The 22,449-nt window shown below is 58.7% G+C and carries 17 protein-coding genes; 14 read left to right on the top strand and 3 right to left on the bottom strand.

What is annotated here, in order from left to right; all coding sequences use genetic code 11:
- Positions 1-45: 45 nt before the first annotated feature.
- The 12 genes from DA373_RS04375 (at position 46) to ung (ending at position 16,453) form a co-directional block, all read left to right on the top strand.
- Positions 46-2,187 (top strand): type I secretion system permease/ATPase, encoded by a 2,142-nt coding sequence (locus DA373_RS04375; protein WP_107851142.1) that lies wholly within the window; start codon positions 46-48, stop codon positions 2,185-2,187.
- On the top strand, positions 2,180-3,562 hold the full coding sequence (locus DA373_RS04370) for an HlyD family type I secretion periplasmic adaptor subunit (RefSeq protein WP_107851121.1): 1,383 nt from the start codon (positions 2,180-2,182) through the stop codon (positions 3,560-3,562). Before DA373_RS04375 ends, DA373_RS04370 begins: the two co-directional genes overlap by 8 nt.
- 22 nt (positions 3,563-3,584) lie before the next feature.
- Positions 3,585-4,898, top strand: a complete 1,314-nt coding sequence (locus DA373_RS04365) for a TolC family outer membrane protein (protein ID WP_107851120.1) — start codon at positions 3,585-3,587, stop codon at positions 4,896-4,898.
- 15 nt (positions 4,899-4,913) lie between these two features.
- The gene (locus tag DA373_RS04360; protein WP_107851119.1) at positions 4,914-5,513 is read left to right on the top strand and encodes an OmpA family protein; all 600 of its coding nucleotides are present in this window, start codon (positions 4,914-4,916) and stop codon (positions 5,511-5,513) included.
- A complete protein-coding gene (locus DA373_RS04355) occupies positions 5,510-6,202 on the top strand; it encodes a transglutaminase-like cysteine peptidase (protein WP_107851118.1) in 693 nt (230 codons plus the stop codon). The genes DA373_RS04360 and DA373_RS04355 overlap by 4 nt, the downstream gene beginning before the upstream one ends.
- Entirely contained in the window at positions 6,199-8,106 is a 1,908-nt protein-coding gene (locus tag DA373_RS04350; protein WP_107851117.1) for a bifunctional diguanylate cyclase/phosphodiesterase, read from the top strand. The genes DA373_RS04355 and DA373_RS04350 overlap by 4 nt, the downstream gene beginning before the upstream one ends.
- Positions 8,107-8,229: 123 nt before the next feature.
- Entirely contained in the window at positions 8,230-11,793 is a 3,564-nt protein-coding gene (locus DA373_RS04345) for a retention module-containing protein (RefSeq protein ID WP_107851116.1), read from the top strand.
- A 27-nt stretch (positions 11,794-11,820) separates the two neighbouring features.
- Positions 11,821-12,306 (top strand): hypothetical protein, encoded by a 486-nt coding sequence (locus DA373_RS04340; RefSeq protein ID WP_107851115.1) that lies wholly within the window; start codon positions 11,821-11,823, stop codon positions 12,304-12,306.
- A 169-nt stretch (positions 12,307-12,475) separates the two neighbouring features.
- Positions 12,476-13,180, top strand: a complete 705-nt coding sequence (locus DA373_RS04335) for an SIMPL domain-containing protein (RefSeq protein WP_107851114.1) — start codon at positions 12,476-12,478, stop codon at positions 13,178-13,180.
- Positions 13,181-13,295: 115 nt separating this feature from the next.
- Positions 13,296-14,525: a phosphoglycerate dehydrogenase gene (serA, locus tag DA373_RS04330; RefSeq protein ID WP_107851113.1), complete on the top strand. Its 1,230-nt coding sequence runs from the start codon at positions 13,296-13,298 to the stop codon at positions 14,523-14,525.
- A gap of 199 nt (positions 14,526-14,724) precedes the next feature.
- On the top strand, positions 14,725-15,585 hold the full coding sequence (gene tesB, locus DA373_RS04325) for an acyl-CoA thioesterase II (protein WP_107851112.1): 861 nt from the start codon (positions 14,725-14,727) through the stop codon (positions 15,583-15,585).
- A 193-nt stretch (positions 15,586-15,778) separates the two neighbouring features.
- The gene (gene ung, locus DA373_RS04320; RefSeq protein ID WP_107851111.1) at positions 15,779-16,453 is read left to right on the top strand and encodes a uracil-DNA glycosylase; all 675 of its coding nucleotides are present in this window, start codon (positions 15,779-15,781) and stop codon (positions 16,451-16,453) included.
- Positions 16,454-16,493: 40 nt separating this feature from the next.
- On the opposite strand, the gene DA373_RS04315 is transcribed toward ung, so the two are convergent.
- A complete protein-coding gene (locus DA373_RS04315) occupies positions 16,494-16,682 on the bottom strand; it encodes a DUF3545 family protein (RefSeq protein ID WP_107851110.1) in 189 nt (62 codons plus the stop codon).
- A gap of 218 nt (positions 16,683-16,900) precedes the next feature.
- Between DA373_RS04315 and DA373_RS04310 the strand changes: the two genes are divergently transcribed.
- The gene (locus tag DA373_RS04310; RefSeq protein WP_107851109.1) at positions 16,901-19,036 is read left to right on the top strand and encodes a putative bifunctional diguanylate cyclase/phosphodiesterase; all 2,136 of its coding nucleotides are present in this window, start codon (positions 16,901-16,903) and stop codon (positions 19,034-19,036) included.
- A gap of 93 nt (positions 19,037-19,129) precedes the next feature.
- Here DA373_RS04310 and tal read toward each other — a convergent pair whose 3' ends face one another.
- Positions 19,130-20,083 carry a transaldolase gene (gene tal / locus DA373_RS04305; protein ID WP_107851108.1) on the bottom strand — a complete coding sequence of 318 codons (954 nt, stop codon included), beginning with the start codon at positions 20,081-20,083 and terminating at the stop codon, positions 19,130-19,132.
- 220 nt (positions 20,084-20,303) lie between these two features.
- Between tal and DA373_RS04300 the strand changes: the two genes are divergently transcribed.
- Positions 20,304-21,725: an alanine/glycine:cation symporter family protein gene (locus DA373_RS04300; protein WP_107851107.1), complete on the top strand. Its 1,422-nt coding sequence runs from the start codon at positions 20,304-20,306 to the stop codon at positions 21,723-21,725.
- 120 nt (positions 21,726-21,845) lie between these two features.
- On the opposite strand, the gene DA373_RS04295 is transcribed toward DA373_RS04300, so the two are convergent.
- Positions 21,846-22,397, bottom strand: coding sequence for a hydrolase (locus DA373_RS04295; protein ID WP_107851106.1), 552 nt, complete (start codon positions 22,395-22,397; stop codon positions 21,846-21,848).
- Positions 22,398-22,449: the final 52 nt, after the last annotated feature.

Below are 22,449 nucleotides of genomic sequence, written 5' to 3'. Positions count from 1 at the left end.
CACTAGACTTAGATTCAGGCGCTTCCACACGGAGCAGTTATGGGTATGCAGGATGCAAACACGCTCAAGTGTCCTTTGTTGCAGAGTCTGGTATTTCTCACTCGGTTTTATGGCCAGCCCCATCAGGGCGAGGCCCTGATCAGTGGGTTGCCCCTGGCCGATGGTCTGCTTACCCCCGTTTTATTTCCCCGCGCCGCCGATAGGGCCGGCTTTTCTTCCCGCCAGGATGTGTCTCCCCTTGAGGATATTTCCGAGCTGCTGCTGCCCTGTATTTTGCTGCTGAAAAACGGCGGCGCCTGTGTGCTGCTGGAGGCCGACAGCCAGCGCGGCTGCCGGGTGATGCTGCCCGATACCGGTGAAGGTGAGCAGTGGCTGCCCGCCGACAAGCTGGCCAAAAGCTACAGCGGCCGGGCCATTTTGCTCAAGCCCCGCTTTCGTTTTGACGAACGATCACCCCAGGTGCTGGACCAGGGGCACGGCCACTGGTTCTGGAGCACGCTGCGGCGCTCCTCGTCCATTTATCGCGATGTGCTGATCGGCTCGCTGCTGATCAATCTGTTCGCCCTGGTCACACCCCTGTTCACCATGAACGTGTACGACAAAATCGTGCCCAACCTGGCATTTGATTCGCTCTGGGTATTGGCTACCGGTGCCGGAGTGGTGTTTTTGTTCGATTTTGTGATGAGGTTGCTGCGCAGTCACTTTATCGACGTGGCCGGCAAAAAGGCCGATGTGCTGTTGTCGGCACGCATTTTTGCCAAGGTGATGGGCATGCGCATGGAGGCCAGGCCGCCCTCTACCGGCGCCTTTGCCCGGCATTTGCAGGAGTTTGAGGCCATTCGCGAGTTTTTGACCTCGGCCACGGTGGCGGCCCTGGTCGATATTCCCTTCGCCCTGCTGTTTTTGTTCATTATCTGGATTTTTGCCGGCCACATGGTGTGGGCGCCGCTGATTGCCATGCTGCTGTTGCTGACGGTCAGCCTGCTGGTGCAGCGGCCGCTGCGTCACAGTATTGAAGAGGGCTCGCGGCTGGCTTCCCAGAAAAACGCCAATCTGGTGGAAGGCATTGCCGGGCTGGAGACCATCAAGCTGTTTGGCGCCCAGGGGGCCTTTCAGCACCGCTGGGAGCAGGCGGTGAGCCATATGGCCGGCTGGGGCATGAAAACCCGCCGGCTGACCAATGGCGTGTCGACCCTGGCCAGCGTGATCCAGCAGGTGACCACGGTCAGCCTGATTGTGCTGGGGGTGTATTTAATCGCCGCCGGCGAGCTGTCCATGGGGGGCCTGATCGCGGCGGTGATGCTGGGCAGCCGGGCCATTGCCCCCATGGTGCAGTTGTCGGTGCTGTCTACCCGTTACAACCACGCCCGCTCGGCCATGGATATTCTGGAAAAGGTCATGGCCGCTCCCGATGAGCAGGAAGAAGCCCGGCGCTTTATTCATCACCCCGAGTTCGAGGGCGACATCGTATTTGACCGGGTCAGTTTTCGTTATCCGGGGGCCAGCCAGGATGTGCTGAGCGAGGTCAGCCTGCATATTCGTCCGGGGGAAAAGGTGGCCATTATCGGCCGTATCGGCTCGGGCAAAACCACCCTGGAACGGCTGGTGGCGGGACTCTACAAGCCTACCCAGGGGGCCATTCGCATTGACGGCATCAATATGGATCAGCTGCAGCCGGCGGTGCTGAGAAGCCACATGGGCGTGGTGCCGCAAGACGTGACCCTGTTTTACGGCACCATTCGCGACAATATTGTGATTGCCAACCCCCTGGCCGACGAAGCCGATGTGCTCAGTGCTGCCGAGCGTGCCGGCGTCACGCTGTTTACCAATCAGGATCCCGATGGCCTGGATCGCCAGGTGGGCGAGAGCGGCCGGCTGCTGTCGGGCGGGCAGCGTCAGGCGGTGGCGATTGCCCGGGCCTGGCTGAACAACCCGGTGATGATGATGATGGACGAGCCCACCTCCAATATGGACAACCGCTCCGAGCTGCATGTGCGCCAGCAGCTGAAGCGCCTGGGCGAGCATCAGACCCTGCTGCTGGTGACTCACCGTACTTCCATGCTGGAGGTGGCAGACAGGTTGATTGTGCTGGAGCAGGGCAGGGTAATGGCCAACGGCCCCAAGGAGCAGGTGCTGGCGCAATTGCAGGCGGGCCAGGTGAGCATACGGGAGGCAAGTCATGGCTAGGCTGCCGTCTTCCGAACAGCTTGACTACACCAGCGACACCGCCGCCGCCGTGCTGCTCAACACCCCCAGGGGCGCCCGGGCGCTGCTGTGGTGCATGTTGGTCTTTGTGCTGGCGGCCATTGTTTGGGCCTGGTTTGCCGAGCTGGAAGAAGTGACCTCCGGTACCGGCACCGTGATCCCGTCCAGCCAGCTGCAGGTGGTGTCGAATCTGGAAGGAGGCATAGTGCGCGAGCTTTATGTACGCGAGGGCCAGCAGGTGGAAAAGGGCCAGCCGCTGCTGCTGATAGATGATACCCGCTTTAAATCGGATCTGCGCGAGCGGGAGCAGGAAATTGCCGCCCTGCAGGGTGATGTGTTGCGGCTGGAGGCGCAGGTGGCGTCCATTCAGGTGCGGGAAGCGCCGGATCTCGGCTGGCGTGAACAGGTTCAGGTGGAGCCGGCCCCCCTGGTCTTTCCCGACGCCTTTGTTGAGCAGTATCCCCAGCAGCCGGCCATTCAGCGTTCACTCTATAACGAACGGCTCGATTTTGTGAAAAACCAGCTGTCCATTTTCGGCAACCAGATACAGCAGCGCGAGCAGGAAATTGTGGAAACCAACGCCAAGGTGCGCACCCTGCGCCGGGGCGTGGGGCTGGCGGCCCGGGAAGTGAACATGAGCCGGCCCCTGGCCCGCGAGGGCATAGTGCCTCAGGTGGAGATTCTTCGTCTTGAGCGTCAGCTCAACGAGCTGCAGGGCGAGCTCGATTCTGCCCGGCTGTTGTTGCCCAAGCTGGAGGCCACCCTCAAGGAAACCACTTTTAAACGCAAGGAAGTGGCGCTCAGCTTTCGTTCCGAGGCCCAGCAGGAGCTGAACGAGCGCCGTGGCCGGCTGGCCCGGCTGAAGGCCGGCGAAGTGGGCCTGCAGGACAGGGTAACACGCACCTCGGTGCTGTCGCCGGTCAAGGGAACGGTCAAGACCCTGAGCGTGAATACGGTGGGCGGCGTGGTGCAGCCCGGGGTGAGTCTGGTGGAAATTGTACCGCTGGAAGACACCCTGCTGGTGGAGGCGCGCATTGAGCCCCGTGATATTGGCTTTTTGCGGCCGGGGCTGGAGGCCATGGTGAAGTTCACCGCCTACGATTTTACGATTTATGGTGGTCTGATGGGTGAGGTGGAAAAAATCAGTGCTGACTCCATTCAGGACGACGAAGGCAACACCTTCTTTCTGGCCACTATTCGCACAAAAGAGAGCCATTTGGGCAGCGAGCAGGCGCCGCTGCGGATTATTCCGGGCATGCAGGCGGGGGTAGACATCATCACCGGCAAAAAAACGGTGCTGGACTACCTGCTCAAACCCATTTTAAGAGCAAAGCAGGGCGCTTTGCGTGAGCGTTGAGTCGAAAGAAGGGAGAAAAACAATGAGAAAATCGGCGATTGCAGTGCTGGTGGGCACCGCCTTGGTGCTACCGGCCCACGGGCAGACACTGGAAGAGGCGGTCACCCAGACCCTGATGACCCATCCCAAGGTCAAGGAAGCCTTTCATCTTTACCAGTCCCGGCAATATGAGCATGACGAGGCCTTTGCCGGCTATTTGCCCAGGCTTGATGCCAGTGCCGGCATTGGTTACGAATACACCGACAGCCCCGGTGTGCGCGACGGCGATCCCAGGGCCGACAAGACCCTGACCCGCAAGGAAGCCGGACTGTCGCTCAGGCAGATGCTGTTTGACGGCTTTAAAACCCCGAGCAATGTGCACCGCACTCAGGCGGAAGCCGACGCTCAGCGTTATGCGCTGTTGTCGGACGCAGAAAACATTGCCCTGCAGGTGGCCGAGGTGTATCTCGACGTGCTGCGCCACGATGAGATTGTGGAGCTGTCGCGGCGTAACCTGGCCACTCATGAGCAGATATTGTCGGATATTCAGCGACGCACCAGCTCGGGCGTGGGCTCCACCGCCGATCTCAACCAGATCAATGGACGGGTGGCGCGGGCCTACTCCAATATGACGGCGGCGGAAAACAATCTGCGGGATGCCCAGAGCCAGTTTATGGCCCTGGTGAACGACATGCCCGGCGATGTCCGCCAGCCCCAGCCCGATGCCAACTATGTGCCGGCTACCCTGGAAGATGCCCTGATGCAGGCCCGGGACAATCACCCCACGCTGATGTCAGCCTCCTTTGATGTGGCTGCGGCAAGCCAGCAGCACAGGGACGCCAAGTCCGGTTTTTACCCTACGGTCAACCTGGAGCTCGACAGCAACTGGAACGACGATATTGACGGCGTGCAGGGCCACAACAACGACTTTACCGCCATGGTGCGCATGCGCTACAACCTGTTCAATGGCGGTGCCGATCTGGCCCGGAGCCGCTCCACCTCGGCGCTGGAAATGCAGGCCAAGGACATTCACATGAACGCTCACCGTCAGGTGGAAGAAGGCATGCGTCTGGCCTGGGCCGCCTATGAGTCGCTGGGCCGGCAGAAGGACTTTCTGCGCCGGCATGTGGAGTCGAGTTTCGACACCGTGGATGCCTACAAGAAGCAGTTTTCGCTGGGCAACCGCACCCTGCTGGATGTGCTGAACACCGAGAACGAGCTGTTCGAGGCCCGGCGCTCCTACATTAACGCCGAGTACGATCAGTTGCTGGCGGAATATCGCATCATGAACGCCTCGGGCCGCTTGCTCGAAGCGCTGCGTTTTACTCAGCCCGAGCAGTGGCAGGAATCGGAATAAACAAGGAGAGTCACAATGAAAACATGGATTTTGCTGGCCCTGATGCTGCCGCTGGCAGGCTGCACCGTTACCGCCGAGCCGGAGCGGGAAACCCTGCCTGAATACGATCTTACCGACATGGACAGAGACGGGGTGATCACCGCCCGCGACAACTGTCTCGACACCCCCGACAAGGCCTCGGTCGACAACGACGGCTGCCAGGGCAATGAAAACCAGGTGCTGCAGCAGGATATTATTGTGCTGTTTGCTCACGACAAGTCGAACATTACGCCCAAGTACCGGGACGAAATCAACCGCATGGCCACCTTTATGGAGAAAAATCCGGAGCTGAAGCTGCTGCTGGAAGGGCACGCCAGTCAGGTGGGCACGCCGGAATACAATCTGGCGCTGTCGAAGCGGCGGGCCCAGGCGGTGCGTCAGGCGCTGATGAAGGAAGGGGTGCCGGGCGAGCGGCTTGAGATCATCGGTTATGGCGAGAGCAAGCCGCTGCTGATGGGCGATGACGAGCAGTCGGCCGCCGCCAACCGCCGGGTGGTGGGGGCGCTCACCAATATGCGCGAAGGGGTAAGAATGCGCTGGAATGTATACAGCATGGAGAATGCTTCTGATCAATGAGGCCGTTTTATTACCGGCTTTGCGGGCTGGCGCTGCTGGGCGTGTTGCTCGGCGTGCCAGTCTGGTCATTGGAGGAAGAAGACAGCGCCATGCGTACCGCCGTGCAATCGTTTTATGGCGGTAAGGCGGCGCATCGTCTGCTGGAGTGGCGCCGTCTGGTGCGTGAAGGCCAGGGAGCGAAATGGAGCGAGCAGGAGGCCATCAGGCGGGTAAACGGTTTTTTTAATCAGTTGATTTTTATTGACGATATCAGGTTATGGGCCCGGGAAGATTACTGGGCCACACCACTGGAATTTATTGGCGCCGGGGGCGGGGACTGTGAAGACTTCAGCCTGGCCAAGTATTTTTCACTGCGCGAGCTGGGTGTGCCCGACGACAAGCTGAGACTGGTGTATGTAAAGGCGCTGGAGCTGAACCAGTTTCATATGGTGGTGGCCTATTATCCCACGCCGTCGGCGGTGCCGCTTATTCTCGATAACCTCAAGCCGGCCATACTGCCGGCCAGCCGGCGGGGCGATCTGGCGCCCATTTACAGTTTTAACGGTCAGCACTTGTGGCTGATGAAGGAGAGAGGCAGGGGGGAGCTGGCCGGCACATCTTCACGCCTGTCGTTATGGAACGAGTTGCGCAGCCGTATTGATACCACCCGGCTGAACCGCCCGGCCATTAACCTGGATAAGGGACTATGACTCTGTACCGGCAATTGCTTGTCACCATGCTGCTGCTGTTTGCGCTGCTGTTTGTATCGGCTTATTCGGTGCAGTTCAGCTCTACCCGCAGTTATTTGTCCCAGCAGCAGGAGTTTATGGTGATCAACACCGTCACCTCGCTCGGGCTGGCGCTGACCCCCTACCTGGAAAGTGAGGACGCGGTAGGGGCCGAATCGGTGATCAATGCCATTTTTGATGGTGGCTACTACCGCAAGGTGGAGCTGCAGCTGTTGTCATCCAATAAAACCATTTCCCGTGAAAATACCGCGCCGCCCCAGCGGGTGCCGGGCTGGTTTGTGGACTTGAACCTGTTTGAAGGCGGACGTCATCAGGCGGTGCTGACCTCGGGCTGGCTGCAGCTGGGGCAGCTGTATGTGGAAGGGCACACCGGCCATGCCTATTACCAGCTGTGGCGCGGCATGAGCTGGCTGGCCATCTGGTTTGTGGTGAGTTTTGTGCTGGTATGGGGGCTGCTGGTACTGGCGCTGCGCCATTTGCTCAAGCCCCTGCACGAGATTGAAATACAGGCGCAGGAAATTGAACAGCATCACTTTGGCAAGACCATTCCGTTGCCGGCCACCCGTGAGCTCAGGCAGGTGGTGTCGGCCATTAACAGCATGGCCGGCAAGCTGGAGGCCCAGTTTGAAGAGCAGGCGGCCGAGGCCGAACGATTGCGCAGCCGCACCTTTATGGACGACACCTCCGGGCTGGGCAACCGGGCCTGGTTGATGGCGCAGAGTCAGGGCTGGCTGGGTGACGGCCGGGACGGTGCCGTGGTGCTGGTGTCGGCGACTGTGCTCGACTGGCTGTACCGGGAAGAAGGCTTTGAAGCACGGGATCAGATGGTGAGGGTGATTGGCAAGAACCTGCGGCAGTTGTGCCGGGATCGTGGCGAGCATGTGCTGGCCCGTATATCGGCCACCGAATATGTCATGCTGGTCACCGAGTCGGATCCGGCTTCGCTGAAACAACTGGGAGAGGCCATTAACCGGCGGATTGCCGAGCTGGTGAAGGATCCGGATGACGAACGGAATATGTCGGTGGTGGGCATTGCCCTGATCCAGCCCGGGGATGAAATGGGCCGCTTGCTGACCCGGGCCGATCATGCCCTTAACCGGGCGAGAATGGATGAAACCGGGGTAGTGGTGGAAGCACGGCAACTGCGTGACCGGCTGGGACGGCTGCAATGGAAGCAGCTGCTGGAGCAGGCGCTGGAGCAGGATGGCTTTGAGATGAGCGCCCAGGCGGTGATGGGCTTTGACGGCGAGCGCTGTCACGACGAAATTTTTGTGAGTATTCGCAGTGAGGGAATCGCCTATAGTGCCGACAATTTTTTGCCGGTGGCCGAGCAGTTTGGTCTGGGAGAGCGGCTGGATTTGCATGTGATCACCCGGGCGCTGCGCATGCTGGAACACCGCTCCGAGCTGAAACTGGCAGTGAATTTAACGCGCCAGAGCTGCCATCAGGAGGGATTCTGGCGCAAGCTGGCGCAGATCCTGGAGCGTTACGAGGCGGTGCGTGACCGCTTGTTGCTGGAATTGCCGGAAAGTGCCTTTGCTTTTGGCTGGGAGCGGCTGATCGCCCCTCTGGCAAGTCTGAAGGTACCCTGGGGCGTGGATCATTTTGGCCGGCATTTTGATCTGCTGGTGCATCTGGGCAAGCTCAGGCCTGGTTATGTAAAACTGGATCATGGTTACACCAGCCAGTTGCAGCAGCCCGACTATAACGATGCCTTTCTCGCCGCCGTGTGCCGCGTTGCCCACAGCATGGGGGCCATGACCATTGCCTCGCGGGTAGAAACCGGCGAGCAGGTTGAGCGCCTTAAAAGTCTGCACGTAGATGCCTATCAGGGTTACGTCAGCCCCCCCGGCCGCCTCTGCTGACCCTTCACCTTTTTAGAAAGAAGTGACCGTCATTTTCGTTACCAGTGGCTAAATTTTGTGCAGGATCCATCAGGCATTCCCCCCTAGCCTTAAAGTAAGCGAAGTGGTAACAGGGATGCGGACATGGACACAACACGAATAGATAATGCGGTTCAGGTAGTCAGCCTGAAAGGTCAAGCCTTTATTATTGCAAAAGATGGAACGGTTACACCGGTCAAGGAAGGTCAGATCCTGCCTTCGGGCACCCTGCTGCTGACCGATCAGAACTCCGGTATTGTATTTGGCAATGCGCCGGAAAATACGTTAGCTGCACAGCCGGTTTCCGGAGAAGCGGCTGCCGAAGAGGCCGAAGCCATTCAGGCGGCCATTCTGGCCGGCCTTGACCCCACCAAGCTGTTTGCCGCGCCGGCCGCCGGTAACCCGGTAGCGGGCCCGGCAAATACCGATGGCAGCGGCAACGCCGGTTTTGTGGTGGTGAGCCGTACCGGCGAGTCTGTGCTGGCCGAAGCCGGGTTTGATACCCGTTTTGCCAGTCAGGAACTTTCCTCTCTGTATGAAGCCTTGCCGGAGCGGGAAGACAATTCCATTCCGGTGATAGACATTATTATCGATCCTCCCCCTACGCCACCCTCAGACACCCCTCAGTTCCCGGACGACACGGCCTTTGCCCAGGAAAGTGCTTTGCCTACAGGCAGTAATCCAGCCAGTGATAATGAATCCGCGAGCGGACGTTTTGAAATTGATACAGGCAATGATGATCTGGTCAAACTGGAGGTCAGGCTGCCGGGCGGTGAGTGGGTGGATATTACCGGCGGCGGCGTCTTCATCGGCCAGTTTGGTACCTTAACGGTGACGGAAAATAACGGTGTGTACCAGTGGCGTTATGATCTGGACGGAGCCAGTGATCATCCGCTGCCCGGCCTGACTGAAGGTGATGACATTCTGCAGGATCGATTTGAGCTCAGGGTCACCGACGATGATGGCGATCAGGCGACAGCGGCCTTTAATGTGAATGTGCTGGATGACGGTCCTGTGGCTGAAAATGACAGCTATATTGCCGATGAAACCGGCCTGCCCAGCTATAACCTGGTGCTGGTAATCGACACCTCCGGCAGCATGGGCTGGATTATCGGTGGTGACGGTATTCCTGGCGAGACCGGGGTGGACGGCTCGCCCAACCGGCTTGAGATCGCCCAGGAAGCGCTGATCAACCTGCTTAACAGCTACCAGGGCATTGCCGACGAGCTGAATATCAGCATTATTGATTTTGGCAGCGGGGTGAAAAACAGCGCGATAAACCTGTCACTGGAGGATGCGATTATCCATATCGAATCGCTGACCGCGGAAGGCACCACCAATTATACGGATCCGCTGAACGAGGCCCAGCAGCTGCTGGAAGAACAGCTGGCGACGCTGGATGGCTATGAGAACGTGGTGTATTTCCTGTCCGATGGTTACCCCAATGCCGGCACGGCGCCGGCGAGCTGGCAGACCTTTGTGGACGACAATGGCATTGAGGTGATTGCGGTTGGCATCAGCATTCCCGAATCGGCTGTTGCCGAGCTGAACAAGGTGGAAAACAGCGGTGAACAGGCGCTGATCATCATGGACCCCTATGAGCTGGATGATGCCCTGCAGGATACGGTGCCGTCGCCCACCTTGCTGAGTGGCAATGTGCTGGACAACGACATTGCCGGTGCCGATGGCATGAAGGGGGTGGTGTCCGTTACCTATAACGGAGTCACTTATGAGCTTGACGAGCCGGTGAATGGGCCGACCTCGGTCGATATTCCCACCGGCAGTGGCGGCACCCTTACCATATATTCAGATGGTAATTTTACCTACTCGGGGCCGGGCAATGTGGACGGCGATCTGACCGAAACCTTTCTCTATACCATGTCGGACAAGGACAATGACACCGCGAGCGCTCTCCTGAAAATTACCATTGGGGATACGGATACCGAGATTAAGCTGCTGGGGCTGGATGTAGCTGGTGGCGAGCTGACCCTGGACGAGCAGCACTTGCCGGACGGCTCCAATCCCCAGTCCGGCGAGCTGACCAAAACCGGTAGTTTTTCCTATCAGAGTGATGTGGCGGCCAAAGAGCTGACCATTGCCGGTGTCAAGGTGCTGGATAATGGTGTGTATCTGGGGGATGCAAGCGGCAATGTAGTGATCGTCGATGATGCCGGCCGTTTGCTGATGATCACCGGTTACGATGAAGCCAGCCAGAGCTTCAGCTACAGCTATACCCTGAAAGACAACAGCCTGCTGCACGATGAGGCCGGTCGCGACAGCCTGACCGAGCAGTTCCAGGTGTTTATCAGTGATATTCAGGGGGCGACCGATACCGCCGTGCTCGATATCAATATCGTGGATGATATTCCCGATATCAACGGTGTTCAGCACGGCATTATGGGTAACTTTGCCGGCACCCTGAGCGGGCTGGTGGATATCAGTTACGGCGCCGATGGCCCGGGCGAGCTGTCTTTGTCGGGGGATGCGCCCGATGGTCTGGTTTACACCACCACAGATGGCCCCGGTGGCAGTAAGGTGCTCACCGCCACCCTGGATGATGCTTATGGTGACGTGTATTTCATTCTGACGCTGTATCCGGACGGCCACTACGACTTTGAGCTGGTCAATCCCGATCCGGTGCTGGCCACCACCAAGGATCTGACCGGGCTGACCCCGGGAGGTCCGGAGCCGGTAGTGGTACTGCCCATTAACGGCATTGAAGCTACCTTTACCGAGTTGCATTCAAGCCCCGATGACGGAGGGATTAACTCTTCCAAGGTGGGGATGGGGATTGATAATAACCATATTAACGCCGGCGATGTGATGAAAGTTGCCTTTAATTCATTACTTTCAAATATCAGCTTCACACTCAAAAACCTCAGGGCAGGAGACACATTAACCTGGTCAGTGCTGAGTGCAGGCGTAGTGGTGGCGGCTGGCACCTGGACACCACCTGATGGAACAGGTCAAAGTGATGCAGTGGTGTTCAATATTCTTGATCCTATGGATGGTTCAACCATTACTTACACGACAGGCTCCGCTGCCGACATTCAGTCTTCCGGCTTTGATGAGTTGCAACTTGGCGCGGGGGATGGTGATCAGTACCGCCTGCTCGATATGACGGTATATGAGGAGATTTTCCCGGAAGACAGCAACCTGAGTTTTGATATCGGGGTCAAGGACGGAGACCATGATCTGGCTTCAACCAGCCTGAATATCACCATTGAGGCCGACGGCACCGAAGCAAGCGGCTTTACCCTGTCGGGAACCGCTGCAGATGAAGTCTTGCTGGGGAGTGACGGTGACGATGTGCTGGACGGTGGCCTGGGCGATAACATTCTGACCGGGGGCGAGGGCATAGATACTTTCCTCTTTACCCTGGTGGATGCCGGCTCGGTCAACACCATTACCGATTTTGAGAAGGGCGTGGATGTGGTTGATCTCAAGGCGCTGCTGACAGGGGAAGAGTCGGGTAATTTGTCCGATTACCTGGCGTTCAGCCAGGACGGTAACGACACAGTGCTGAGTGTGACTCCGGCCGGCGATGGCGGCGACAGCCAGCAGATCCGCTTTGAAGACACCAATCTGATGGATCTTTATGGGGTGGCCAGCAGTGCGGATCTGGTTCAGGCCATGGTGGATGATCAGACCCTGCAGGTTGACAGATAACCGCAGGCATGCCGGTGGAGGTGAGCCATGGCCAAGGTGGTGACGGTAATGTTGCAGGGGGTGGGCTATCACTGGAATGGCGAAGACATTCTGGTGGATGACGGCATCAGTCTGCCCTGGTCGCTGGCCGGCTCATCGCTGGAGCAGGTTGAGCTGTTTGATCAGGCAGGTGAAACCACCGGCACCTTTTCCATCGACTTTGAGCGCCAGGACTGGGTGCTGGCGGGGGAAAGTGAGCCGGGGGAGGTGATGCTGGTAGACGACAAGGGGGCGGCCCTGACCGCCCTTTCTCCTCTTACGGTGCAGGCCATGTTGCTGCCGGAGGCGCCTTTGCCGTCTGATGCCACAGCCGGCGCAGCAGGCAATGAGCCTTTGAGCCTGAATGATATTTTGCTTGGCAGTGAGCTGGCTGATTTCGACAGCGGTGCGACCAGCATTGACACAGCAGGCCTGAGCAGGGAGCTGATTGACGATGTTATCAACTGGCTCTCGGTGTATAGTCCTCCGGAGTAAGCGCAGAACCTTGCCTGTTTTGTAGCTGCCGCTTTAGCCGGCAGGGCCTGCGTAGCGGGCCGTGAATGCCGGTATTGCCTGGCAAGTGCGCCAGCTAAAGCGGCGCCTACGGCCTGTTATCAGACGAAGGTGCTACATTCTCCATATTTTCCACCCTCAAAGGATCCTCATGCGTACATTGTCTCTTCCCGCCCTGTTCGCCCTGCCACTGCTGTTTACCCCGGCGGCCTTTGCCCTTGCCGTGCCCGATGCGCCTCATCTGACTACCCGGGGAGAGGCCAGCATCAGCGTGGCGCCCGATATGGCGACAATATCGCTGTCGGTGACGGCGGTGAAAAAAGACAGCCGCGAAGCCAAGGACGAGGTGGACACCAAAGTGGCGGCCTTGTTCAGCGGGCTGAGTGTGCTGGGGATTAAAAAAACGGACATTGACAGTGGCAATCTGGTCACCCGCCCGGATTATCACTATCCGAAAAACGGCCAGCGTGAGCTGACCGGCTACGTGGCCGAACGCAGCGTCACCATTCGGCTGTATCAGCTCGACAGCCTGAGCCAGGTGATTGACACCGCGCTGGAGCAGGGCGTGCAGAATGTGCAGCACATTTCCTATGGCGTGCGCGAAGCCGACAGTTACCGGCAGAAGGCGCGGCAGGCTGCCGTGACTCAGGCCAGAGCCCTGGCCGAAGAGCTGGCAACCGGGTTTGAGCTGGCGCTGGGCGAGGTATACGCCATTGAGTATGCCGGTCAGCCTCCGGTGCACCCGCGCCCCCTTGGCGCCGCCCGCATGATGGCCGCCGATGCAGCCCAAGAAAGCTACCAGCAAAACGAGATTGAGTTCACCGATCAGGTGCAGGTGGTCTATACCCTGAAATAATTAAAAAAAAATTTATAACTTAAAAAAACGTGACTTTGATGGCAAAAGTTCCCTAAAGTCGATGTTTTTGGTACTTTATGGAAAAACCCAAGCAGTTGTCATAAAGGACCCGGTAATGGCCAACTATTCTCTCGAAAAAGAAAAAATTAAAATTTTGTTGCTGGAAGGCGTGCACCCCGGCACGGTTGAGTCTTTCAAGGCGGCCGGCTACAGCAATATCGATTATCTCAAAACCTCCCTGGCCGAAGACGAGCTGATAGAGCGCATCAAGGATGTGCACTTTGTGGGTATTCGCTCCCGTACCCAGCTCACCGAGTCTGTTCTCGACGCGGCGGAAAAGCTGGTGGCCATTGGCTGTTTCTGCATTGGCACCAACCAGGTAAACCTGGCTGCCGCCGAAATTCGCGGCATTCCGGTATTCAATGCCCCGTTTTCCAATACCCGCAGTGTGGCCGAGCTGGTGCTGGGCGAGCTGCTGCTGCTGCTGCGCGGCATTCCCGAGCGCAACGCCAAGGCACACCGGGGCGAGTGGCAGAAAACCGCCACCCACTCCTTTGAAGCCCGCGGCAAAAAGCTGGGCATTATCGGCTATGGCCATATTGGTACCCAGCTGGGCATTATTGCCGAAGGCATCGGCATGCAGGTGTATTACTACGACATTGAGAACAAGCTGTCGCTGGGCAATGCCATTCAGGTGGGCAGCCTGAAAGAGCTGCTGAACATGGCCGACGTGGTATCACTGCATGTGCCGGAAACCGCCCAGACCAAGAACATGTTTGGCGCCGAACAGCTGGCCATGATGAAGCCGGGCGCCATTCTGATTAACGCCTCGCGCGGCACCGTGGTCGACATCGACGCCCTGGCGGCAGCCCTTGCCAGCAAGCATGTGGCCGGTGCGGCCATCGATGTGTTCCCGGTGGAGCCCAAGTCCAACGACGAAGAGTTTGTATCGCCCCTGCGTGAGTTCGACAACGTGATCCTCACGCCGCACATCGGTGGCTCCACCCAGGAAGCCCAGGAAAACATCGGCTACGAGGTGGCGGGCAAGCTTATCAAGTATTCCGACAACGGCTCTACCCTGTCGGCGGTGAACTTTCCCGAGGTATCCCTGCCCGGCCATGCCGGCACCAGCCGTTTGCTGCACATTCACCACAACAAGCCGGGCGTGCTCAGCCAGATTGCCCAGGCCTTTGCCGGTGACGATATCAACATTGCGGCCCAGTATCTGCAGACCTCGCCCAAGATCGGTTATGTGGTGATCGACGTGGAAACCGCCCAGAGCGAGCAGGCCCTGGAAAAGCTCAAGGCCATCAGCGGCACCATTCGCGCGCGTATTCTGCACTAAGAGACCGTTCGTCACTCCCGCGAAGGCGGGAGTCCAGTACAGGCGACATTGATTCTACAAGGGGCGAAAGCCCCTTTTTTCATGATAAGATTTTTTGTAGGTTGCGAATGAGCGAAGCGAATTCCAACATTTGTGTTGTTTACAGAATGGACTCCGGCCTGCGCCGGAGTGACGGGATTATATTGAACCGGATAACACCATGAGCGAAGCACTGGACGATTTGTTGACCCTGCTGGCGCTGGAGCCGCTGGACGATGGCCTCTACCGGGGACAAAGCATGGATCTGGGCTTTGGCGCCGTGTTTGGCGGTCAGGTGATGGGGCAGGCGTTGGCGGCGGCCAAATATACCCTGGAGCCGGAGCGGCCGGTTCATTCCTTTCATTCCTATTTTCTGCGGCCGGGGGACGTCAACAAGCCCATCATCTATGATGTGGAAAACATTCGTGACGGCAAAACCACTTCCACCCGCCGGGTGCAGGCGTTGCAGTATGGCAAGCCCATCTTTTACATGACGGCGTCGTTTCAGCAGCCGGTAGCGGGCTTTGAGCACCAGGCGCTGATGCCCGAGGTGGCGGGCCCGGAAGGGCTGACACCGGAAAGCGAGCGGCTGGCGGCGCTGGCCGATCAGGTGCCGGCCAGACTGCGCAAAAAGCTGCTGTCTGAAAAACCCATCGACATGCGTCAGGTCAATTATGTGGATCCCCTGAACCCGGAAAAGGCCGAGCCAACACGTTATGTCTGGCTCAGGGCCAATGGCGCATTGCCGGATGATCTGCGCATTCACAAATACCTGCTGGCTTACGCCTCCGACTTTAATTTTCTGCCCACGGCGCTGATGCCCCATGGCCATTCCTTCTGGGAGCGACAGCTGCAGGTGGCCACCATTGATCATTCCATGTGGTTTCATGAAGACTTTCGTTTTGATGACTGGGTGCTGTATGTGATGGAAAGCCCGCGGGCCATTGCCGGCCGCGGTCTGGTGCAGGGGCATTTTTACACCCGCGATGGCCGGCTGGTGGCGTCCACCATGCAGGAAGGGCTAATTCGCCCGCGCAGTTAGCGCAATAAAACCGAAGCGGTCACTGGCCTTGTTTGCGCTTAATCTCGCTCCCACGCTCCAGCGTGGGAGCGTATACCGGCCTGTCTGTCAGCATGGCGCTGAATGCGGTCAGGGTCTGCATTCCCACGCGGAGCGTGGGAACGAGCGACGAGCGAAGCGGTAATCTAATACATTTGAATACTGGATATCTGTAATGAACAAAACCTGGAGCGAGATTCTCGGGCCGGAAAAACAACAGCCCTATTTTCAGCAGGCCATGCAGGCGGTAAAGGCCGCCCGGGAAGCGGGCAAGGTGATTTACCCGCCGGAAGAGGATGTCTTTAACGCCCTTAAGCTGACCGGGCTGGATCAGGTAAAAGTGGTGATGCTGGGCCAGGATCCCTATCATGGCCCCGGCCAGGCCCACGGCCTGTGCTTTTCGGTGCGTCCGGGCGTAAGAGTGCCACCGTCGCTGCGCAATATGTACAAGGAGCTGGAGAGCGATATTCCCGGATTTGTCACGCCAAAGCATGGCTTTCTGGAATCCTGGGCGAAGCAGGGCGTATTGATGCTGAATACCGTGCTGACGGTGGAAGGGGGCAAGGCCCATTCTCATGCAAAACTGGGCTGGGAAACCTTTACCGACAAGGTGATTCAGGCGGTAAACGATCACTGTGACGGCGTGGTGTTTTTATTGTGGGGCAGCCATGCCCAGAAGAAAGGACAGCATATTGACCGTCAGCGCCACCATGTGCTGACGGCGGTGCACCCCAGTCCGCTGTCGGCGCACCGGGGCTTTTTTGGCAGCCGGCATTTTTCACAGACCAACCGGCTGCTGGAAAGTCAGGGTAAAACGCCCATTGAGTGGCAATTGCCGCTGGAAGTTTGAAAAAGGCGCCCTGGGGCGCCTGAATTATTTTTGTGCTCTATTACAGCCTCAGCTCGTCGGCCTGTTCATCGAGTTCGAAGGTACAGTCGAGTTGCCGAAGTTCCTGCTGCAAACGCCTTTTGTCCTCAAGGGCTTCTATTTCCCGCCATTTGCGTTTTTTGGCCGGCTCGCGCGAAGTGCGCGGGGACTTTTCAACTACAAATTCCTGATCGAAGCGTGACCTCTCCATGGGGCTCCCTCCTGTTGGTTATCAGTTGCAGTCGCCATTCATATATCACAACAGGTTATAAAATAGAACTTTGTTATTTCATTTTTATTAAATTGAATGGCATAAGGCGGGCTTTTTTTTGTGTAAATTGGATATACTTCGATAAAGATTCGTTTGAGTTTGTTGCGCGAGACCCTGTTCATCGCCCCGCCGGCAAAGTCACAACTTAAGGAAAAAGGATGGACTGGGAACTCTTTGAGCTGGGCATCGAAGCCCTGAAGGCCGTGGTGCTGATCTTTATTACCGCTTTTCTGCCCTGGGCCGGGCGGCAACGGAAACAGGATACCCGGGGTTGGTCCCTTATTCTGGCCGGGTTCGGACTGATGGCCTTTGCTGCCGTACTCGATCTGGCCGACGAGTTTGAAGAGTTGCAGCATGTCTGGCTGATCGGCAATACCGAAGTTCAGTCGTTTCTGGAAAAGGTGGTGGGATATGTGGGGGGCTATCTGCTGCTGTTGTTTGGCCTGTTACGCTGGTTTCCTACCATGAACCAGCTGACCGAACGGCTGGAGCAGCAGGTGAAGGAACGCACTCATGAGCTGAGCCGCATGATCCGCTACAACGAGCTGGTGCTGGAGCACAGTCATGATCTGATTGTGGCCTGCGATGCCGAGGGGCGTATTCTGCTTTCCAATGACAAGCAAAGCCGGGAGCAAGACAGCCCCTCCGGTCTGACCGTGACGGAATGGGCAGACACAGCCGAGATCCATAACGATTGCCAGGCCGCCCCCCTGGCCGTGGAGCAGCATCCCCTGGTCAGGGCGCTGAAGGGAGAGCAGATTCATCGTCAGGAGCTGGTGTTTTCCCGGGGTGAGCAGCGCCGTATTTTGCGGGTCAGCAGCTGCCCGATTCAGGATGAAAAAGGCAGGTTGCTGGGTGCCATGATGTCGGCCCACGACATTACCCGGCAGAAAACTCTGGCGGAGCAGCTTCGCTTTCAGGCGACCCACGACAGCCTGACCGGTCTGCCAAACCGGATGTTGTTTACGGATCGGGTGCAGCAGGCCCTGCTCAGGGGACACAGGCAGGCCGATCAGCTGGCGGTGCTGATGCTGGATCTGGACAAATTCAAGCAAATCAATGACACCTTCGGCCACGCCGGTGGTGATCAGCTGCTGCAACAGGTGGCGGGACGGCTGCTGGGGGTGGTACGGGACTGCGATACGGTAACGCGTCTGGGCGGTGACGAATTTGCCATTTTGCTGGAGCACCTGGGAGACAGCCAGGATCCGGCCGGTGAATCCACCCGGGTGGCCCGGCGGATCCTCAAGGAATTTTCCACCCCCTTTATACTGAGCGGGCGGGGGGTACGGGTGGGCGTCAGCATTGGCATAGCCCTCAGCCCCCGGGACGGGACTGATCTGAAAACCCTGTTATGTCATGCCGACAGTGCCCTGTATCACGCCAAGTCACAGGGCCGGCACTGTTTTTCCTGTTACGACCCCGAGCTGGATGCCCGTGAGCTGGAGCGACTGACCATGAGCAAGGAGCTGGAGCAGGCCCTGGCCGAGGAGCAGTTTGTGCTGCATTACCAGCCTCAGCTGCAGGCGGTCAGCGGACGCTGTGCCGGCGTGGAAGCGCTGTTGCGCTGGCAGCACCCGGAAAAGGGACTGCTGCCGGCCGGAGACTTTATTGCCCATGTGGAGCAAAGCGGCCTGATAGTGCCATTGGGAGAGTGGGTGATCCAGAGCGCCTGCCGGCAGCTAAGGCGCTGGCGACAACAGGGCGTGCCGGTGCACAGAGTGGCGGTTAACCTGTCGGAGCGCCAGCTGCATCATGCGGGGCTGGTTAGTTCGGTCGCCCAGAGTCTGGCAGACAGTGGGCTGCCGCCGGGCAGTCTGGAGCTGGAGCTCACCGAAAGCATGCTGATCAAGGACAACAGGGCCATGCTGTCGTTGCTCAACACACTGAAGGAGCTGGGGGTGCTGCTGGCCATTGATGACTTTGGCACCGGCTATTCTTCCCTGTCCTATCTGCGGCAGTTCCCTGTGGCCCGGCTCAAGCTGGATCGTTCTTTTGTCTGCGATATTCCCAACGACACCGTGATCAGCGAAGCCATCATAGCGCTGGCCCACCGGCTGAGTCTGCAGGTGGTGGCCGAAGGCGTGGAAACGGAAGCGCAGAAGGCGTTTCTGACGGAGCTGGGCTGCGAAGAGCTGCAGGGATTTTTGTTTGCCAGGGCGCTGCCGCCGGAGGAGTTGGTGCAGTGGCTGAGCCGGGAAGGGCGGGCATGCCCATCCCGTGCTCCGGTCAGGGAGGGTGTGATGAGCCCGGGAGAAGTGTTAGCCAGCCCGGTGCCGCCGGTGGCGGGATAAGGGGGATATAACGAAAGGATCATTTGGGAACGCAGGCGGGCCGCCTGCGCTCCACTTCAGCCTTTGGATTCCCTATTCCCTATTCCCAGTATTTCAGATCATCGCCTTGAGCATGTCTTCCAGTTTGCCCTGATCGATGGCGAAGTTGCGAATGCCTTCGGCCAGTTTTTCGGTGGCCATGGCGTCCTGGTTCTGCTCCCAGCGGAACTCGGCTTCGGTCATGGGGGCGGGGCGGGCCTGAGTGGCGCCCTTGTCCTGCAGTTTCTGTACAACCTCACCTTCCGCCTGGCTCAGCTCTTCCAGCAGGTTCGGGCCAATGGTCAGGCGGTCGCAGCCGGCCAGCTCGAGAATTTCGCCGGTGTTGCGGAAGCTGGCGCCCATGACCACGGTTTTGTAGCCGTGCGCCTTGTAGTAGTCGTAGATTCGGGTCACCGACAGTACGCCCGGATCTTCCGCCGGGGCATAGTCTTTCTTGTCGGTGTTGTTTTTGTACCAGTCGAGAATGCGGCCCACGAAGGGGGAGATCAGGTAGGCGCCGGCTTCGGCACAGGCGCGGGCCTGGGCAAAGCTGAACAGCAGGGTCAGGTTGCAGTTGATGCCTTCCTTTTCCAGCACTTCGGCGGCGCGAATGCCTTCCCAGGTGGAGGCCAGTTTGATCAGAATGCGATCCTTGCTCACGCCGGCGTCGGCATACAGGGCGATCAGGCGGCGGGCCTTGGCGATGCTGGCGTCGGTGTCGAACGACAGCCGGGCGTCCACCTCGGTGGAAATGCGGCCGGGAATAAGCTTGAGAATTTCACAGCCAATGTTCACCGCCAGCTTGTCGGAAGCGTCGGTCAGCTGCCGGGCGGCGTCCTGGCTCTGGGATTTGGCCCAGCTCACGGCGTCTTCAAGCAGCGGGCGGTATTCGGGGATCTGCGCCGCCTTCAGAATAAGAGACGGGTTGGTGGTGGCGTCTTCGGGCTGATATTTGCGAATGGCGTCGATGTCGCCGGTGTCGGCAACCACTGTGGTGAGGGTGCGCAGTTGTGCGAGTGTATTGGCCATGAACGGGTCCTTCAGGGTGTTGTTTAGCGCTATATTCTAGTTTTAACGGGGTTGAAAGTCATTTGCCTTGGCCGGGCGAAGCCCTGCAGCAGACCCCGGTGATGCCACCCGGTGTGATCTGGGTCACATGGACTGTTCGTGCGCTTGTGGTACATTGCGCCGCTTCGCGTGGCCGCGTGCCGATGGCGGCCATACATTTTGACTTGATGCAGAGGTGCTAATGGACTCCTTTATTGCCTTTATCAACAACCTGCTGTGGGGATCCGTGCTGATCTACCTGCTGCTGGGGGTTGGTATCTACTTTACCGTCCGGCTGGGCCTTATTCAGTTTCGCCATTTCGGGCACATGTTCTCGGTGCTGAAACACAGCCGTCAGTCCGACGCGGCGGGTATTTCGTCGTTTCAGGCCTTGTGTACCAGCCTGGCGGCCCGGGTGGGCACCGGCAACCTGGCCGGGGTGGCGGTGGCGCTCTACCTGGGCGGCCCCGGCGCCATCTTCTGGATGTGGCTGATTGCCCTGATCGGCATGGCCACGGCCTTTGCCGAGAGTGCGCTGGCTCAGCTGTACAAGGTGAAAGACGACGACGGCAACTACCGGGGCGGTCCGGCCTACTATATGGAACGGGGCCTGGGCATGCGCTGGATGGGCGTGCTGTTTGCCATTTTCCTGATCATTGCCTTTGGTCTGGTGTTCAATGCGGTGCAGGCCAACTCCATCAGCGCCGCCATGCAGGTAGCCTTTAGTGTGCCCGAGTGGGCTACCGGTCTGGTACTGGTGGTGCTGGCTGGGCTCATTATCTTTGGCGGCCTGCGTACCATTGCCCGCTTTGCCGAGCTGGTGGTGCCGCTGATGGCGTTGGCCTATCTGCTGATCGCCCTGGTGGTGGTGGCGATGAACATTACCGAGCTGCCCGGTGTGCTGGCGCTGATTGTAAAATCGGCCTTTGGTCTGGAGCAGGCCGGCGGCGGCGCCATGGGGTATGCCATTTCCCAGGCGCTGATCAATGGCGTGAAACGGGGCCTGTTCTCCAACGAAGCGGGCATGGGCTCGGCGCCCAACGCCGCCGCCTCGGCCACGCCCTATCCGCCGCACCCGGCGTCTCAGGGCTATGTGCAGATGCTGGGGGTGTTTGCCGACACCATCGTGATCTGTACCTGCACCGCCTCCATTATTCTGCTCTCCGGCCAGTTTGAGCCGGGCTCCGGTGTGACCGGCATTGAGCTGACCCAGAAGGCGCTGGCGAACGAAGTGGGTGACTGGGGCAATATCTTTATTGCCATTGCCATTCTGTTCTTTGCCTTTACCAGCATTGTGGCCAACTACGCCTATGCCGAAAACAACCTGGTGTTTCTGGAGCACAACCACCCGGCAGGCCTGCTGGTGTTCCGCCTGTTTGTGCTGGGCATGGTGATGTTTGGATCCATTGGCGAGCTGCCTACCATCTGGGCAATGGCCGATACCTCCATGGGCATGATGGCGCTGATCAACCTGGTGGCCATTCTGCTGTTGTCCGGCGTGGTGGTGAAACTGGCGAAGGACTATAACGACCAGCGCAAGCTGGGCCGGCTGCCCACCTTTGACGCCAGCAAGTATCCCGAGCTGCACAACCAGCTGGAAGAAGGGATCTGGGACAAGAAGTAGGCCCGAATTTATTCGGGCAAAGGGATTAGGGACCAGGGAATAGGGATTGGTGCCCCGCTGAAGCGGGGCCTACGATTCCCCATTCCCCATTCCCCATTCCCCATTCCCCATTCCCTGAAGTCAAGGCTGTTCCCCCACCAGAAACTGTTTGCTGATGCTCTTGAAGGTATCGGTACCGGCCTGCTGCATCAGCTCAAACACCACCATTTCCCGGCTGACGATGTGTGCCCCGGCGGCGCGCATGCGCTCCAGGCCCAGCTGACGGTTCTCTTCGGTGCGGCTGCCCACGGCGTCGGCCACCACAAAGACCTCCTTGCCTGACTGCAGCAGCTCCAGCACGGTTTGCAGCACGCAAACGTGGGCTTCCATGCCGCACACGATGATCTGGCTGCGATCCTGCCAGTGCTTGGGCAGACACCCCCCGGCCACGGCGGAAAAGTGTACTTTTTTGTCTACCTCGGGGCGTTCCACCAGCGCGGTGAGCTCGGGCAGGGTATGGCCCAGGCCGCGGGGATACTGCTCGGTAAACAGGGTGGGGGTGCCCAGCACCTGGCAGGCGCCGATCAGCCAGCCGGCACGGGCCACCAGGCGATTGCCCTGGTGGATGGCGGGCACCAGTTTTTCCTGAATGTCGATCACCATCAGAGCGGCTTTTTCGGGTTGCATCAGCATGGGGTTCTCCTTTGTAAACGTGAACTTCAGTATGCCGTTTTCAGCATAAATA

The sequence above is a fragment of the Oceanimonas marisflavi genome (assembly GCF_003049725.1).
Classification (GTDB): domain Bacteria; phylum Pseudomonadota; class Gammaproteobacteria; order Enterobacterales; family Aeromonadaceae; genus Oceanimonas; species Oceanimonas marisflavi.
This window is presented reverse-complemented; position numbering and strand designations above follow the sequence as displayed.